This is a genomic window from Acinetobacter sp. AKBS16, assembly GCF_002899995.1.
GTDB classification, from domain to species: Bacteria; Pseudomonadota; Gammaproteobacteria; order Pseudomonadales; family Moraxellaceae; genus Acinetobacter; species Acinetobacter baumannii.
The window spans coordinates 26,398-43,092 of record NZ_POYH01000060.1 but is presented as its reverse complement, the minus strand read 5'-3'; the positions used below and the strand labels follow the sequence as shown (position 1 = coordinate 43,092).

Sequence of the window (16,695 nt, the reverse complement as noted above, 5' to 3'; positions counted from 1 at the left end):
GATGACTACACTTAATTATACGGTCGGTTTTCAAAAAACCGTTTTAGCAAGCTTAATTGGACTCTGTTTAAGTCAATCTAGCTTTGCTCTTGAAGAACTTTCTGATGCCGGTTTAAGTGAAACTACAGGCGAAGGTATTGCAATATTACCTCAAAATGCATTTATGGTATTTCGTGGTGCTGGTCCAAATGAATCTGTAAGTCAAATTATTACTGATCGTAGTAAAGATATAGGCTCTATTAACTATGTGCCTGTAGGACCCTTGAGTGTGGCTGCTGCCGATACTAGTGGTAATGGCACTGTGGGGCCAGAAGACCGCGCAGTAGGTAAAGCTGATATCTTTCTTTATGGTTTAGCACTTTCCAAATCGGACGGTGATGCAAACTCACGTATTGCCAATACTGCAACAGCAGCAGCGATTTCGAGTTGGGGCACAGCAGCCAATCCTTGGATATTTAAGGTAAAAACTGCTACGAATGTTCCTAATTTTAGTACAACGGATAGTTCTCTTTACCCTGTAACATATTTATCTTTAGAGGCTCCTTTATATCAACCAACAATTGATGGTGCAGAAGGAGCTGATGCATATAATTTAAAATTAGGATTATGGGCTGATGCCTTTGTACGGAATCCTAATATTGTAGCGACTACAGATGGCTCTTTAGCACAGTTCCAGTATGGCGATAGTAATGGATTAATTGGTACCAGTATTGATACAAATCGGGCTAACCGATTGCGCTTACAAGGTGTTTTAAATGGCTTTAGTCTGAATGGCAGCCAGATTAGTATGTTTCAAACTTTAGGTGGAGCAACTACTACAGGTGGAATGAGCCCCTTTTACAATAATACTTTAGGTATGTCTGGCCTAGTCCGCTTAAATACAGGTGATAGTAAAAATACCAGTATAGTGACTGAAAACGTTACGAGTCAAACCCAGACATATGCATCGAGTACCAATAATGGTTGGCAAACGGTACATGCAGGCGCAAATTCTACATTAAGCACGAGTAGCACTGGAGATTGTGGTAATAGTGGAACGGGAAGCTTTAGCACATTACGTGGATGTCGTTATTACGTAGAAAATCGCACAAGAACAGATACAAGAACATCAAGTAAGACGCGTAATTCCTTTAACGATACGAGTAAAGTCTTACGATTTAGTACCCGTGAAACTTCAGATTCACCAAATACATCAAACAAGTTATATACACCAGCATTGGATTCTACTGGTGCTATAGCACCGAAATTTGCTGATAGTGAGGGTTTATATTTATACAATCCAAATATTAATTTAGTATTAGGTAATTTATATCAACCCGTTATTTTAGGGACTGATGGTAAAAACTTTAGTATAGAAATTGCGAGAATTGCCAATAAGCCAGAAATATATAAACAGGTCTATACTGACTATACTGGTGCTGATACGACTTATAAAGGTTCTACTTGTAATGTTTACTCTTGTGCTAACCCAACGCATAGTAGTATCGCAATTGGTACGGTCTATAGTCCTGATAATGGAAAAACCTTGCTAGCAGATACAAGTGAAGGAGCTATTGGGGTTTCATTTGGGCGCTTAATTTCAACAGGTACGCAAGTTTCTGGAACCTCCGCTGGTAGTCTAGTGTCATTGAACAATTCTGTGTCTGGAACTACCTCGGCAACTATGACAGAAGTTCGTTTTAAGCAAAGACAACAGAATACTCAAACATGGAATCAGGAATATAGTTGTGGTTTATTTAATTCAGACTGTGGTTATAAAACTGCTGGTTATTTATATCAGTGGGAATATAACAAAGGAACAGGCACTTGGGTAATTACGGATCCAACAGCTAAACCAGCAGATGCACCACAGTGTTCTAGTCTATTAGGATGCACCAACAAATCAGGTTCAACCCCAATGTATGGAACTGTTTTAAACCGAGATTGGAATAATTCTGCTATTCCATGGCTCACATCAAGAAATGCTGTTGTCAATGATTTAATTGGAAGTAGGAATGGCACCACAGGCTATGTGATTCCAACTGCCAATCAGGCACCTGCATTATCCAATATTAGTCCTCTAAACAATTTAGGTTCAGCTGTTATTGATGGTGTTTTAATTCAACATTTAAAGCTCACCACAAAAGGTTTATAAGAGGAGAGTAACGCGATGAAAAAAATAACTGCTTTGCTCTTTGCTCTTTGTGCAACTGTGACTCATGCAGAGTTACAAACCTTGGATAATGATGCATTACAGGCAATTAATGGCCAAGCTGGTGCTGATTTATCACTCATGCTTAATTTAAACCAGACCAGTAACGGTATATTTGATAATGGCAGTGGTGGCGTTTGTGAAAAGGTAGAGTTCTGTCATATTGGTTTAGCAATTAACAAACGTTTTGTGCAAGCAGACACGACTAAGCCAAGTGGTTGGGCTGAAAATAGTGATAGCGGTAATAAACTTTGGTTAGTATTTAAAGGTGTACAAGGCACTTTAAATATTCAAAAAATGGGTTTAGATGGCGCTGATTTAAAGTATCTTGATAAAAGTAATACTGAAATTATAAAACCGGCTATTCAACTTAGTTTTAGTGCAGCACAGCCAATTTTAATTCGTAACTTTGGCTTTAATGCCCTGTCAATTGAGCAAGATAACTTTACGAGCTCAACAACAACGCAAGGCTCGAGTGCAAATATGTATGATTATGCATATTTCAAAAAAACAACTTATGCAGCGACTGCTAATAGTGCGAACCAGCAAGTGGCTACTGCGACCCCATCGGCGTATGACTACGGTCGTGAAACAGGTTTTATGGGCTTAATGATGAATGGCAACTTAGCAATTCAAGGAAAAGTCATGGTCTTTAGCTGTGATGGTAGCCATCCACGTTGTTAAAGGTTAATGTAGATTTCAAAGGAACTGAAGTGATGAACAAAAATAAAGAAAGTCACGGCTCAAAGTTTATTTTAAATACATTAACAGCCAGTATGTTGTTAGTGAGCGGACAGGTTTTTGCTTTAGAAGCGTTAACAGATGCCGATTTGAGTGCGGTCAATGGTCAAGATGGAATCTCGATACAAACGACTTTCAACGAAATCAATATTGATAATGCTTATTGGGACGACCATGCAGGCACACCAACAAGTGCTGATCAAATTTTAAGAGCTCAAGCGAGTGGTGTAAAAATACAAAAAAGTAATGCCTCTACACAAGCTTTAGGTACAAACTACCGTTTAGACGTAGGAAGTAATGCGACTACAGGTAAAGCAGGGGTCGATTTTTCTATGCAAAGTAGTCCCTCGCTTATTACTGTAAATAGCGTCAAAGTCTGTAATAGTTCGGCTGCTTGTTCACCTACTTTAGGACAGTTGGCTATACAAACAACTTCGCCTTTAAACTTGGCTCTTACTACTCAAGATGGTTTATTTAGCCCGAATAGTCAGTCAAGCATGACGCTTGGTCTAAATAATGCAAATATTTATTTAGGGCAATTAGACGCGCGTAGTCAGCTAAATCAATTGATATTAAAGAATTTTAACTTTAATTTTGTTGGTAAAGGCGTCATGTTTATTGATCCTACCCGTGGCATAGTCTTACAAACTAATACAGGGAATAATACTGCTGCGGTTGGGCAAACTCCAAATAGTACCTATGGCTATGTCGATTTTAATCGTGTCGCCGATTCTGCTTCTGGTTTAACTGCTGGTACATATGTAGACAGTAGTGGGAAAGTAACCAATTCAGGTCTAAATATTGAGGTAATGCTTAGCTCAAATGTTGATAAGTCAAGTCCTTATGCCCTAGACACGACAAATAGCCCACAGAATTCTAAAGGCTTGATTCGTTTAGGTGCTAGCGGCCGTATGGTCAATAGTTACTTACAAGTCCGTGGTATGGATGGCTCTTCAGATAAAACAACATTAGGTACTGCTAATACAGCTTCAGGTACGGGATCAAGTAATAGTATTTTAGGTAACTCTGGAATTGCCTTTCGTATGAAAGGGGAGTTCACTAAAGATAATGATTCGATGTTAGGTTCAGATGGTAAAGCAACTACCTTGGAAATTGGTGGTGCAGGTCTGAATGCTTATGGTTTTGAATTCGGTAATTTAACGGGGCTGAACTCGGCTACACGCGGTTATTTTGACAGCGGAAATATTTATCTAAATCTTGCTGATACAAAAACCTTATTAATGCCAAATAACGCAACACTAAATGCAATTCGTTTAGGATCAGGCACTTTAACCACTGCTGCCGATTATCAACATAATATTCATCGTGATACGGTGACTAATCCATTTAGCTTAATTCTTGCCATGCGTGGAGCAGAGTTTCAGGCATTTTCAAGACGAGGTCGTTTTACCACCAGTGCAAATGTCGCTGCTGCTAATCAATTTGCAGATAATGGTTTAAATAACCAGTGGGGTTTGGCATTACCTTTTTATAATTTAAATGCGAATGCCGCTGTCTATGGTGTAGATGCGCCTGCAAATGGTGCTTATTACTATACAAAAGATGCCAACGGTAAACCGATTCAAAATTTAGTTGCAACATCTGGTACAACTTCACGCTTAGGTTTTGGTATAGCTGTCGGAACGACAGGTCGAGATGCAGGCGGTACTAAAACAACTTCAATTTTATTAATTGATGGTTCTCCAAATGCTAATAATGCGGGCAACCCTACCGATTATTATATGGGGTTACGTAATATTGATATGTTCCTCAAAGGCAATGGCACTATTGGTTTAGAAAATGGCAGTTTAAATATCGGTTTAAAAGATATGTTACTTGCTTTATCAACCGAAATTGCAGCAGGTTATTTACCAGGAGCTAAATATAAAACTTGTCCGGCAGCAGGATCTTGTACTTCGCCAATCGATAACTTTGCCAAAAATAATGATGTCTTATTTGGTTTAAAACTACGTTTAGGCGGCGATCTTAATTTATCGATAGTGCCGAATAGTTCAATTGCAGATGGTAGTGCTTTAACTGTACTCGGCGATTTTACAATGCCTGCGACAGCAACTGGAAATACTGTACAAATTAGTGACCCGATTGATGGTTCTGCAATTGGTTTTGACAATATTACTGGAAAGCTAGCGTTTAATACCGCTTTAGTTGTGGGCAAAGATACCGCAAGTGGTTTAGGTAAAGTTGGCGTAAATACCGCGGTTTATTTTAACCCTGATAAGAGTATTGACGGCGCATTACGTGTGAAAGATATTAATTTCTATCCACCTTCAACAGGTGCAGGAGCACGTTTAGGTGAGCTTGCAATTACGGGTGGACGTCTAAATAGTAGCTTTAGCATTGTGCCTAGAAATGGCGCCTTTAACTAATCAATAAAAGTGACGTTTAACGTCACTTTTTTATATAAATTTTAGTTTAGTGTGATTGGATTTGCATTCGTCGGGTTATAGAGATAATTGCTTTGTACTTAAATATTATTCTGATAGTCTGAACAAATAATAAACGTTTGTCTCTTAAGGATTAGAGCGACATGAAAAATAAAAATATAGGGTGCTGGCTGTTACTTGCCGGTAGTTCAAGTGTTTGCGCGATGCAACCTTTGGATGATCAAAGTCTCGCAGCTGCGACGGGTCAAAATGGTTTAACCCTAGGTATTCAGGCCGATCAAGTTAAATTTAATCAAGTCGCCTTGATTGATACGAACGGTATTGCATCTACGTCTTACAACAGTAAAGCAGGTCTTGTCATTGCAGGAAACTCTACTAATCCGGTTCCTGGCATAGAGTTTATTAAAGCTGCTGTATCTACAAATCCTTCTTTTAATATTGCAATCGATACCGATGCTGGTGGTGGAAATCCTTTTTTAAATTTAGCTGTCACGATGGGGAGTGACGTAAATGGTATTCGGCTTTTACCATTTTCAGTTTATTTAGCACCAAGTACATCTTTATCTAGCCCATCCGATTATGCATTAACAAGTTATGCACCAAAATCAATTTTTAGTTCGGGCACAACGGTGAATACCGGGGTAAAAGAGCTGATTCGTTCTACTGGTAATCTTGATATTAACTTTGTACAAACCAATAAGCCCCGTTTAAATATTCAACTGGGACATGCTGCTCAGTCGGTTATGGTTAAATTCGGAGGAGCTATTCAATCGATTTGTTCTGCCGCATCTGGTTGCCCGATTACTTTAGTTTCAGATAACACGGGTGCTACATTTGGGTTTAAATTTGCAGGTACGAATGCGTCAACGGGTTTTGTTCTTGATGGATTTTATGCTGGGGTTGACCCGACAGGACTTACCTTTGGAAATATAGGTGTATCTAGTAAATTTGATGCATCACTTAACAATGTGACTTTAGGAAATTTAGGTACACAAAGTACAACAACATTTAATAATTTGCCCAATGGGTCTATGGGGAGTTTTGGAGTTACGGGTGCTTCGGTGACCGACTTTAAAATGAAAGTAAGTGGCTTTTAAAAAAATAATTAATAATTACTTAACCTGAAATACCAAAAGAGGGCGGTTGTCTAAACAATCGCTCTCTTTTGTTTGAGTGATTAAATACGAGAAGAACTGGTTTGCTCTAGCTGCTGAACAATTTCATCTAAAGCTTTAATGCGTTTCACTTGGTCCCATAATTCTTTCGCTTGAGGATAGGCTTTTGTCATCATACCTAACCACTGCTTATAACGGCCAACCATCCCAATTTCTGTTTTTGCTTGACCATTTAAAAAACGTATTTGTAAGTCAACCAGTTGTTCCCAAGTAAACAGTGCTTCATCCATATTTTGGCGAATACATTGTGTTAAATCTGGAGTAGTCACTGCACCACGGCCAATCATTAAATCTTCACAGCCAGATTGTTGCTGGCAAGCTCTAGCATCAGCATTGGTCCAGATTTCGCCGTTAGCAATCACATTAATTTTTAAAGCTTCTTTAATCGGTAGAATTTTTTCCCAATAAGCTGGTGGCGTATAACCATCTGCTTTAGTTCGAGCATGTACTGTTAACCAGCTTGCACCCGCATCTTCAACTGCATGGGCATTTTCCATGGTGTGGTTTTCATCTAGATAACCTAAACGCATTTTTGCTGAAACAGGGATGTGCGCAGGTACTGCATCACGGACTGCCTTAATCAGCATATGTACTACGTCTGGTTCATCAAGAAGTACCGAACCACCTCGATGTCGATTGACGGTTTTTGCAGGACAACCAAAATTAAGGTCGATTGCAGGAGCACCCAGTTCAACGACTTTTGCCGCATTTGCTGCAAGCATCTCTGGATTATTGCCTAAGAACTGAACATGCACGGGTGTTCCCGCAGCTGTTTTACCATCGTTTTTAAGTTCAGGACAAAAACTATAGTAAATATGGTCTGGCAAAATACTGTCTGTAACGCGAATAAACTCGGTTACACACCAGTCGAAGTGACCAACAGATGTGAGTGTATCCCGCATGATCGGGTCAGTTAAACCTTCCATTGGAGCGAGTATGAGTTTCACAGTCTGAGTCACCTGAGCAAAACAAAAACAGCGTTATACGGGATATGTATAACGCTGTCTAGTAGTGCTGAAATTTTAATTGTTTTATCGGCCCAATATCATCTCAAGCACAAATTTACTGCCAATAAAACCGATCGCTAATAATGCAAAACCAATTAAGGTAAAACGAATCGCTTTTTGTCCGCGCCAGCCAAGTTTATAGTGGCCAATCAATAAAGAGCCATAAATAAACCATGAAATAATACTAAATACGGTTTTATGAGCGAGATGCTGGGCAAAGAAGCTATCAACTGTTAAGAAACCAAACGCGAGAGCAATAGTTAATAAAATAAAACCAGTAATGATGAGGTCAAATAATAAAGACTCCATGGCCTGAATGGATGGAAGTAAATTGACCCAAATACGTTTTTTTTGTTTCTTTTTGAGTTCACGGTTTTGGAACCATATCAAGATCGCATGTATGGTTGCCATCAGTAAAACAGCATAAGCAGAAAGTGAAAGAATAATATGAGTATCTAAACCTAATGAATGCTGTTCAATAAACTGATCGGGACGGCTAAATGCAAAACCTAAAATAAGACCAATCGCTGCTACAGGAATGCCGAGCAAGTTTAACGGTACAATCGGACGGAAAGTACTAAAAACTAAGCTTAACAACAACATAAGTCCTGATGTAAAAGACACCAGATTAAAAACATCGTAGTTAATTCCTGATGGCGTCAGCATGGCATGACATAAAACTGTGCCATGTAACAGCAGTGCTAAGGTCGTAACAAAAGCAAATAACCATGGGTTTGGTTCACGTTTTGACATTAAACGTATGAACAGATACCAGAAAGAAGTGGTATATGCGATGAGTGCCAAAATTGTGTAAACCAAGGGGAGGCTAATCATGTCAAACCTTTTTCAGGATTAATTCATCTAGATAAGATATAAATTCGCTGCGAACTAAAGTATCCTATAGCATTCTATGCATAAATTTTCTATTTCGAGAAAGATTTTTTTGCAACTAGCCATTTTAAGCGGATTTTGCAATGTTTGATACCTTAACAGAACGACTCACGCAGAGTTTAAGAAATGTTACTGGCTCAGGGCAGCTGACCGAAGACAATATTAAAGATACCTTACGTGAAGTACGTATGGCTCTTCTTGAAGCCGATGTCGCGTTACCTGTAACTCGTGAATTTATCGCGAAAGTTAAGGAAGAGGCATTGGGCCAAGAAGTGATGACGCAGTTATCTCCAGGCCAGGCATTTGTAAAAATTGTCTATGATGAACTCACCAAGATGATGGGTGAGGCCAATGAAACACTGGATTTAAGTGCTAAGCCTCCAGTTGTGGTATTACTTGCTGGTTTACAAGGTGCAGGTAAAACAACTACAGCAGCCAAGCTGGCACGTTTCTTAAAAGAACGTCAAAAGAAAAAAGTAATGACCGTTTCTGCCGACGTTTATCGTCCGGCAGCGATTAAACAGTTAGAAACTGTGTCAGCAGAAGTTGGTGCAGGCTTTATTCCATCAGATCCTTCTGAAAAACCAATTGATATTGTTAACCGTGCAATTGAACAGGCAAAAATCCAGTTTGCTGATGTGTTGATTGTCGATACAGCGGGTCGTTTACATGTCGATGAAGACATGATGGACGAAATTAAAGAGTTACATGCAGCAGTTAAGCCGACTGAGACCTTGTTTGTGGTTGATGCCATGACAGGTCAGGATGCTGCAAATACAGCAAAAGCCTTTAATGATGCTTTAGCGCTTACAGGTGTGATTCTTACTAAAACTGATGGTGATGCGCGTGGTGGTGCGGCACTTTCTGTACGTGCTATTACCGGTAAGCCAATCAAGTTTTTGGGTATGGGCGAAAAGCTTGATGCCTTAGAGCCATTCCATCCGGACCGTGTTGCTCAACGTATTTTAGGTATGGGTGACGTACTTTCTTTAGTCGAAGAAGTGGAACGTAAAATCGACAAAGAAAAAGCCGAAAAAATGGCGAAAAAATTGCAAAAAGGTGGCAGCTTCAACTTTGAAGATATGCTGATGCAATTTGAGCAAATGAAGAAGATGGGCGGCATGATGGGCTTCTTAGACAAGTTGCCAGGCATGAGTAGTGCAGGAATTCAGCAAGCAATTGAGCAGGCGAATCCTGAAAAGCAGGTCAAGAAAATGGAAGCTATTATCCAGTCAATGACCATCAAGGAACGCCGTAATCCAGACCTGATGAACCCAAGCCGTAAAAAACGTATTGCAGCTGGGTGTGGTATGGATGTAGCTGAAGTGAATAAACTCATTAAGCAACAAGCACAAATGGCTAAAATGATGAAGAAGTTTGCGAATCCATCTGGTATGAGCAAAATGATGCGCTCATTAGGCAATATGCAAAAACAATTTGGCGGTGGTGGTGGTATGGGACCACTGTTTGGGAACAATGACCAAAAGAAATAAAAATATAAAATAAAAGGCGCCCAGAGCGCCTTTTATTTTGTAGAGTATTTATTAATCTTTAGGATGATATGCAATATATTGTTGCAACCCTTTAAGTAAAAGATCTGTTTCAACAGTAGGTTGGTACTTCTGTAGAAATTTTGCAAAAAGAGGAGCATCGCCACCTGTGAGGAGTAGCTTTTTAGGTGATTGTTGCATAATGCTTTCAATCGTACTAATGAGGCCCAGTAAAATACCATGATGTACTGCATCTACGGTGTTATTGCCTGGATTTAGATTATCAAAAGCCGAATCGGGAATTTTAATACCTTTGGTATTTTGAATCAGCGCATCACGCTGTAAATAAAGGTTTGGCAGAATATAACCGCCTAAATGCTGTTTGCCTTTAGTTAAATCAATGGTCAGCGCAGTTCCGCAACCAATAATGCAATAGTTTTCTTTTTCCTCAGCAACAGCAAGTACCTGTAGCCAGCGGTCAATCCCGAGCTGACTTGGAACTTCATAGCCACATTGTAAACCTGCATATTCAGCATGCACTTTGGCAAAAACAACAGGAATTTCTAGCCATTTTAGAATTTGCTGAATACGCTGATTATTTTCGGTATCGAGAACCGAAGAAATCCCAATACGATGCAAGCCTTGATGTTTAAAGTGTTGGATTAATCCCAGTAATAAATCGGCAGGAGACTGTAAATGTAACTCAGCTGCATGTTCAATAATTTGCTGATTTTCAGTAATCCAGTATTTTAAACGGGTGTTTCCGATATCAAGCCATAAACTTTTCATGGGAAAAATACCTGATTACTGAGTGGTTTGTGGTCTTAGACGACCTTGATAAAACTGCTGTGGTTCAGGAGTTTCAAGAATCACCGCACCTTCATTAGAGATTCCAACGAAACGGCCATATACCAGTCCTTGACTATGTTCGAACTGAACTAACTGATTAAGCCATGCTGCATGGTGGTTAAAACGTCCTGCAAGGTTATAACAGCCATGATCAAACCAGCGGGCTGCATTTTGAATTGCAACATAAAGCTCTGAAATTAACTCAAGACGACTCATTTGCTCTAGGCCTAAATCTTCTAGAGACGTGATCGGTTGATCACTATCAGTGACTGGTGGGGTTTTTAAATTAATACCTACACCCACAATAGCCTGATGTTGGGAAAGAGGTTCAACCAAAATTCCGCCCCATTTTCCTTGTGTACTATACAAATCATTTGGCCATTTCACTTGTAGGCTCAAAGGTTGTAGCTGTGGAATTTGCAAAATATTTAACGCAACTTCAAGTGCTAAGCGACCATCTAAGGGTGTTCGAGTTTGCACCAATGTGCTTAAATAAATGTTTCCTTCAGGTGAAATCCATTGCCGTTGATGTTGACCTCGCCCTTGAGTTTGTTGAGCACTGCAAACCAAGCCTGTTGTAATGCCTTTTTGGGCAATTTCACGAATATCATCATTGGTCGAAGTTGTGGTTGCTTTTAATAAAACCACTTCTGGAAGCTGGTTTTTTGCGCTTAAAAGTTGTTGTAGTTGGCGAGTCTCTAAATCCATGTTGAATATGAGCAGAGTGGTAAAACATTTATGGAGTTAATCATATATTTACTCATTGGCGCAATTGCTGGTTTTACTGCCGGACTGTTTGGAGTTGGTGGTGGACTAATTATTGTACCAATCCTCTATGTCGTTTTTACCCAGTTGCACTATGATCCCGCTGTAATCATGCATATTGCAGTCGGAACCTCCCTAGCAACCATTATTGTGACTTCCTTTAGTTCAGTTTCGGCTCATCATAAAAAAGGTGCAGTCCTCTGGCCTGTTTTCCGTAATTTAGCACCGGGACTAGTGATTGGTTCCTTTTTAGGTGCAGGTATTGCCGACCTTTTGTCTGGACAGCATTTACAGCTTCTTATTGGTGTCTTTGCTGTTGTGATGGCTTATCGGATGTTCAAAGGAGCCCATGTTGTGGTTGACCCAACACGTCAGCTTCCTTCAACCCCTATGCAATTTATGGCAGGTGGTGGCATTGGTATTGCCTCTGCAATTTTTGGAATTGGAGGAGGAAGTTTAACCGTTCCATATTTAAACCGTCATGGCGTAGTCATGCAAAAAGCAGTTGCGACCTCTGCTGCCTGTGGTTTACCTATTGCTATTGCAGGTGCAATTGGTTTTATGTGGTTTGGTGCTAAAGAGCACATTTCTGTACCTAATACGATTGGATATATCCATATCTATGCTTTTATTGGTATTAGTGTCATGAGTTTTGTCACTGCTAAACTTGGGGCCAAGGTTGCACACGCATTGTCACCACAAATGCTAAAAAAATGCTTTGCTTGCTTGTTAGTCGTGGTCGGCAGTTATTTTATTTATAAAGGTTTTATGAATTAAAAATGTTTTATTAAAAATATATAGAAAAGAAAGCTTAGACTCTCACGGTTTAAGCTTTTTTATTTGAAGACTTGAAAAGATTAAAGGTGAGTTTTTCATCCGATTTGTGTATGGATTTTGGGTGGGTTGGCTTAAAATGCAATAAAATTGTCAGACAATGACATAGTTTTTAATGGATGGGATCAGTTAAAAACAAGGATGCGAAAGAAAAGCATGGATTAATGCATATAAAAAGTAGCGGGTGATTTATGAATCTCGAAGAGACAGAAAGTCTTTCTGAGCAAATTGTCAAATATATTAGCGAACAGATTATTAGTGGTGAATTGGTCGAAGGCGAACGCATACAAGAGCTTCGTATCGCTAAAGAGCTTGACGTAAGTAGGGGATCAGTTCGTGAGGCGCTATTATTACTCGAGCGTACGCATCTCATTGAAATTTTTCCGCGTCGTGGTGCAATTGTTTCGGAAATGTCGGCACAACAGGTCAAAGCGTTGTTTGATACAAATATGATGTTATTGGGGCATATTGTACAACGCATAAGCGAAACATGGCGTGCCCATGAAGCTGATCAATTACAACTCTTGTTAGAACAGCTTCTTGAGCATGTAAAAGCAGGCGATATTGAAAAATTCTACGATGCTATTTTCCAATATCTTGCTGAACAACAAGATATGGTCGGTAATCCTTATTTAATGAAATTTTATAAAGAATTATTACCATCATTACGTCGTAGTTATTTTTTGACGCTAAATACCTCTAAACGGGAACTACAAGAAGCGTTTGCATTATTTAAACTCGTGACTGATGCAATTTTAATCCGAAAATCACAACAAGCCGCTTTATTTATGGAAGATTTTTGTCGACACTTACGTAACCTTGTGTTGGAATCGCTGACACGAATGAAACAGATTGAATTGGCTTGGGCGAGACGCTCACGCCGCTAGTTAGGGCATTATGCGTTTAAGCAGTTTAAAACTTTCCGGCTTTAAATCTTTTGCAGATAGTACAACTTTAAATTTTAAGGCGAACCGCACAGCAGTGGTTGGTCCAAATGGTTGTGGCAAATCCAATGTTATTGATGCGATCCGCTGGGTGATGGGGGAGTCAAACGCTCGTCAGCTGCGTGGTGGTAGCATGCAAGATGTTATTTTTACCGGAACATCCAAGCGTAAGCCAGTTGGTGTTGCCAGTGTAGAACTGCGTTTTGACAATACCTATGGCAAATTAGGTGGAGCTTATAATGCTTATAATGAGCTCGCAGTTCGTCGTCAGGTAACTCGCGAAGGTAAATCTGAGTATTTCTTAAATGGTACACGTTGTCGCCGCCGTGATATTACTGACATTTTCTTGGGAACAGGGTTAGGGCCACGCTCTTACGCAGTCATTGAACAAGGCATGATCAACCGCTTGGTTGATGCCAAACCTGAAGAAATGCGTATTTTCATTGAAGAGGCGGCAGGTGTTTCACGCTATCAAGCGCGTCGACGCGAAACCTTGCAACATCTTGAACATACGGAGCAAAACCTTTCACGCTTGGAAGATATTGCGCTTGAGTTAAAATCGCAGCTTAAAACGCTTAAACGCCAGTCAGAAGCGGCAGTTCAATATAAAACATTAGAAAGCCAGATTCGTACACTCAAAATTGAAATTTTGTCTTTTCAGGCAGAGAAAAGTGTACGTTTACAAGAAGAATATACAGTTCAAATGAACGAACTGGGGGAAACATTTAAGTTAGTTCGTTCAGAATTAAGTACCATTGAACATGATTTAGAATCTACCAGTGCTTTATTTCAGAGACTTATTCAGCAATCTTCACCACTACAACAAGAATGGCAACAAGCTGAAAAGAAACTGTCTGAACTGAAAATGACTCTAGAGCAAAAACAAAGTTTATTTCAGCAAAATAGTACAACTCTCGTTCAGTTAGAACAGCAAAAAGCCCAAACGAAAGAACGTTTACAGCTTTCTGAATTGCAACTCGAAACACTGAATAGCCAGTTAGAAGAGCAAATCGAAGCTTTAACTGCAATTGAGCATACAGCAGCTGAAGCAGAGCAAAGTTTTGCCGGTTTACAATCACAGCAACGGCAAGCGCAGCAACAATTTGAGCAAGTAAAAGCTCAGGTTGAAAAACAACAGCAGCAAAAAATGCAAATGTCTGCCCAAATCGAGCAATTAGGCAAAAATGTACAGCGCATTGAACAGCAAAAAGAAACGCTGCAACATCAAGCAAACCAGATCCAATCGCAAGTACACGAAGATGAACAAGGCGAGCTTGAGCAATTACAGCAGCAGCTTTGTCGTGAAATCTCAACGCTAGAAGCTGAAATTGAGCAGTATGTGCAGCGTATTGAACAAGCTCAACAAGCGCATCAGACAAATAAAAACCAGCAGCAAACGTTAAAAACAGAAATACAGGTTTTATTATCAGAGCAGAAAAACTTAAGCCAGCTTGTTGCTAAACAAAGTCCAAAGCAAAACCAAGATACGCTACGTTTAATGCAGGCTCTAGAGTTAACAGAGCAGGGCAAACCACACGCACAAATTATTGAAAAGTTTTTAGCAAAATGGTTACAGGCACATATTGTTGAAACTGAACAAGCCTTTCAGGAAGGAATTGCTCGCCAGTTAAAACCTTCAGAGCAATCAAGCAAATTTAAGGGGAACCTGACTTGCTTGAATGATTGGATTGCATCGCCACAGCTATCAATATTCTCGAATGTAGCGATTGCACAAGATTTATCTCATGCTTTAAATGAACAAAAGCAACTGCAATATGGCCAGTCTATTTTGACTTTAGATGGTTATCATGTCGGGCAAGATTGGGTAATTGCTCTTATGTATGATGACGAAAGTCAAAGTGCGCAAGGTATGCTCAGTCATCGTATTCGTCTAGACGAAATTGAACAAGTTCTTCAAAAGCAGCAACCAGAATTACAAGCATTAGATCAAATTATAGTTCAGCAAAAAGATGAGCTAGGACAGTTACAAGTTGACCTACAGCAAAAACAACAAGTCATTAAACAAAAACAAAAAGACTTGCAACAGCTTGATGTACAAATTGCCAAGCAACAAACCGCAGCACAAGCATTTTTATTGCAAAAACAGCAATTGAAAGATCAACTCGCTCAATTAGATACACAGCTTGAAGAAGATGCGATGCAAAAAGATGATCTGGAAATTGATTTGCATGCATTGGCAATGAAGCTCGAAACCATTTTACCTGACTATAAAACTTTGCAATTTCAGGTAGAAGAATTAACAGAGCAGCTTGAGGAACAGCAACAGGTCTTGCAACAGCAACAGCAAGAGCGCGAGATTCTACGTCGTAACAGCACGCAGACGACTCAACAAATCGAGCTGCTTGAAAAAGATATTTCATTCTTGCAGAGTCAATATCAACAAATTGCAGCTCAAATGGAACAGGCGAAAAAGTTTGTTGACCCTATTCAGTTAGAGCTACCAAACCTTGAGTCAGAATTTCAACAACAGTTTGCTCAGACTGAAAAGTTGCAAAAGACGTGGAATGACTGGCAGCTTGAGCTTAATAGTGTGCAAGAGAAGCAACAAACACTCACAGACCAACGCCATCAGTACCAACAGCAAGATGAAAAGCTTAGAGAGCAGCTTGAAGTCAAACGTTTAGCATGGCAAGCAGCTAAATCAGACCGCGAGCACTATCAAGAGCAGCTAAAAGAGCTAAATGCTGAGCTTCAAACAGGCTTAAAAATAGATTTAACCGAGCACCAGCAAAAACTGGAAAAGGTACAAAAGCAGTTTGAAAAAATCGGTGCGGTTAACTTGGCAGCCTCACAAGAGTTTGAAGAAGTTTCTCAGCGTTTTGATGAGTTGAGCCACCAAATTCAAGACTTGGAAAATACGGTAACTCAGTTAAAAGATGCGATGAAAAGCATTGACCAAGAAACTCGTAAGTTGTTTATGACGACTTTTGATCAGATCAATCAAGAGTTGCAAAACCTATTTCCAAAGGTTTTTAATGGTGGTGAAGCCAGTTTAAGTCTGGAAGATGACTGGCAATCTGGGGTTAAGCTCATGGCGAGACCACCTGGAAAGAAAAATAGTTCTCTAGCATTACTTTCCGGTGGAGAAAAAGCGTTAACGGCGTTAGCATTAGTATTTGCCATTTTCAGGTTAAACCCGGCACCGTTTTGTGTACTCGATGAAGTGGATGCTCCACTCGACGATGCGAATGTACAGAGATATTGTAATTTGGTAAAAGAGCTTTCTGAACATGTACAATTCATTTACATTACACATAATAAGCTGGCGATGACCATGGCAACTGACTTGTTGGGTGTAACCATGCCTGAACCGGGTACATCAAAATTAGTCACTGTCAATTTAGAACAGGCAAAAGAATACGGGTTAGTTTCGGAGTCATAG

The 16,695-nt window shown here is 39.7% G+C and carries 12 protein-coding genes; 8 read left to right on the top strand and 4 right to left on the bottom strand.

What is annotated here, in order from left to right; all coding sequences use genetic code 11:
• The first annotated feature begins 1 nt into the window (after position 1).
• The 4 genes from C1642_RS10365 (at position 2) to C1642_RS10350 (ending at position 6,434) form a co-directional block, all read left to right on the top strand.
• Complete coding sequence (locus tag C1642_RS10365) at positions 2–2,134, top strand: hypothetical protein (RefSeq protein ID WP_103236290.1); 2,133 nt, start codon at positions 2–4, stop codon at positions 2,132–2,134.
• Between the two features lie 15 nt (positions 2,135–2,149).
• Entirely contained in the window at positions 2,150–2,875 is a 726-nt protein-coding gene (locus tag C1642_RS10360; protein WP_103236289.1) for a DUF6160 family protein, read from the top strand.
• A 32-nt stretch (positions 2,876–2,907) separates the two neighbouring features.
• Positions 2,908–5,319: a DUF6160 family protein gene (locus C1642_RS10355; RefSeq protein ID WP_004842235.1), complete on the top strand. Its 2,412-nt coding sequence runs from the start codon at positions 2,908–2,910 to the stop codon at positions 5,317–5,319.
• Between the two features lie 161 nt (positions 5,320–5,480).
• Positions 5,481–6,434, top strand: a complete 954-nt coding sequence (locus C1642_RS10350; protein WP_000791869.1) for a DUF6160 family protein — start codon at positions 5,481–5,483, stop codon at positions 6,432–6,434.
• An 80-nt stretch (positions 6,435–6,514) separates the two neighbouring features.
• Here the strand turns inward: C1642_RS10350 and C1642_RS10345 are convergent, their stop codons facing one another.
• Together C1642_RS10345 and C1642_RS10340 are read right to left on the bottom strand one after the other, a co-directional pair.
• A complete protein-coding gene (locus C1642_RS10345) occupies positions 6,515–7,459 on the bottom strand; it encodes a tRNA dihydrouridine synthase (protein ID WP_001984199.1) in 945 nt (314 codons plus the stop codon).
• Positions 7,460–7,543: 84 nt separating this feature from the next.
• Complete coding sequence (locus tag C1642_RS10340) at positions 7,544–8,353, bottom strand: cytochrome C assembly family protein (RefSeq protein WP_000624642.1); 810 nt, start codon at positions 8,351–8,353, stop codon at positions 7,544–7,546.
• 140 nt (positions 8,354–8,493) lie between these two features.
• Here C1642_RS10340 and ffh point away from each other — a divergent pair, with 140 nt between their 5' ends.
• On the top strand, positions 8,494–9,903 hold the full coding sequence (gene ffh, locus C1642_RS10335; RefSeq protein WP_000460625.1) for a signal recognition particle protein: 1,410 nt from the start codon (positions 8,494–8,496) through the stop codon (positions 9,901–9,903).
• 51 nt (positions 9,904–9,954) lie between these two features.
• Here ffh and C1642_RS10330 read toward each other — a convergent pair whose 3' ends face one another.
• Positions 9,955–10,689 (bottom strand): pantothenate kinase, encoded by a 735-nt coding sequence (locus C1642_RS10330; protein ID WP_000839417.1) that lies wholly within the window; start codon positions 10,687–10,689, stop codon positions 9,955–9,957.
• 15 nt (positions 10,690–10,704) lie between these two features.
• Positions 10,705–11,457 (bottom strand): biotin--[acetyl-CoA-carboxylase] ligase, encoded by a 753-nt coding sequence (locus C1642_RS10325; RefSeq protein ID WP_000362828.1) that lies wholly within the window; start codon positions 11,455–11,457, stop codon positions 10,705–10,707.
• 30 nt (positions 11,458–11,487) lie between these two features.
• Here C1642_RS10325 and C1642_RS10320 point away from each other — a divergent pair, with 30 nt between their 5' ends.
• The 3 genes from C1642_RS10320 to smc all read left to right on the top strand — a co-directional run bounded on the left by C1642_RS10320 (position 11,488) and on the right by smc (position 16,695).
• On the top strand, positions 11,488–12,291 hold the full coding sequence (locus C1642_RS10320; RefSeq protein WP_000420176.1) for a sulfite exporter TauE/SafE family protein: 804 nt from the start codon (positions 11,488–11,490) through the stop codon (positions 12,289–12,291).
• A gap of 248 nt (positions 12,292–12,539) precedes the next feature.
• Positions 12,540–13,235, top strand: a complete 696-nt coding sequence (locus C1642_RS10315) for a GntR family transcriptional regulator (protein WP_001047228.1) — start codon at positions 12,540–12,542, stop codon at positions 13,233–13,235.
• A gap of 10 nt (positions 13,236–13,245) precedes the next feature.
• The gene (smc, locus tag C1642_RS10310; protein ID WP_103236287.1) at positions 13,246–16,695 is read left to right on the top strand and encodes a chromosome segregation protein SMC; all 3,450 of its coding nucleotides are present in this window, start codon (positions 13,246–13,248) and stop codon (positions 16,693–16,695) included.

What these genes read in the sequence shown, in the direction of transcription:
- C1642_RS10355 (WP_004842235.1), top strand. Translation starts at nt 2,908, where the DNA reads ATGAACAAAAATAAAGAAAGTCACGGCTCAAAGTTTATTTTAAATACA.
- C1642_RS10325 (WP_000362828.1), bottom strand. Translation starts at nt 11,457, where the DNA reads ATGGATTTAGAGACTCGCCAACTACAACAACTTTTAAGCGCAAAAAAC.
- C1642_RS10320 (WP_000420176.1), top strand. Translation starts at nt 11,488, where the DNA reads ATGGAGTTAATCATATATTTACTCATTGGCGCAATTGCTGGTTTTACT.
- ffh (WP_000460625.1), top strand. Translation starts at nt 8,494, where the DNA reads ATGTTTGATACCTTAACAGAACGACTCACGCAGAGTTTAAGAAATGTT.
- C1642_RS10315 (WP_001047228.1), top strand. Translation starts at nt 12,540, where the DNA reads ATGAATCTCGAAGAGACAGAAAGTCTTTCTGAGCAAATTGTCAAATAT.
- C1642_RS10330 (WP_000839417.1), bottom strand. Translation starts at nt 10,689, where the DNA reads ATGAAAAGTTTATGGCTTGATATCGGAAACACCCGTTTAAAATACTGG.
- C1642_RS10365 (WP_103236290.1), top strand. Translation starts at nt 2, where the DNA reads ATGACTACACTTAATTATACGGTCGGTTTTCAAAAAACCGTTTTAGCA.
- C1642_RS10360 (WP_103236289.1), top strand. Translation starts at nt 2,150, where the DNA reads ATGAAAAAAATAACTGCTTTGCTCTTTGCTCTTTGTGCAACTGTGACT.
- C1642_RS10340 (WP_000624642.1), bottom strand. Translation starts at nt 8,353, where the DNA reads ATGATTAGCCTCCCCTTGGTTTACACAATTTTGGCACTCATCGCATAT.
- C1642_RS10350 (WP_000791869.1), top strand. Translation starts at nt 5,481, where the DNA reads ATGAAAAATAAAAATATAGGGTGCTGGCTGTTACTTGCCGGTAGTTCA.
- smc (WP_103236287.1), top strand. Translation starts at nt 13,246, where the DNA reads ATGCGTTTAAGCAGTTTAAAACTTTCCGGCTTTAAATCTTTTGCAGAT.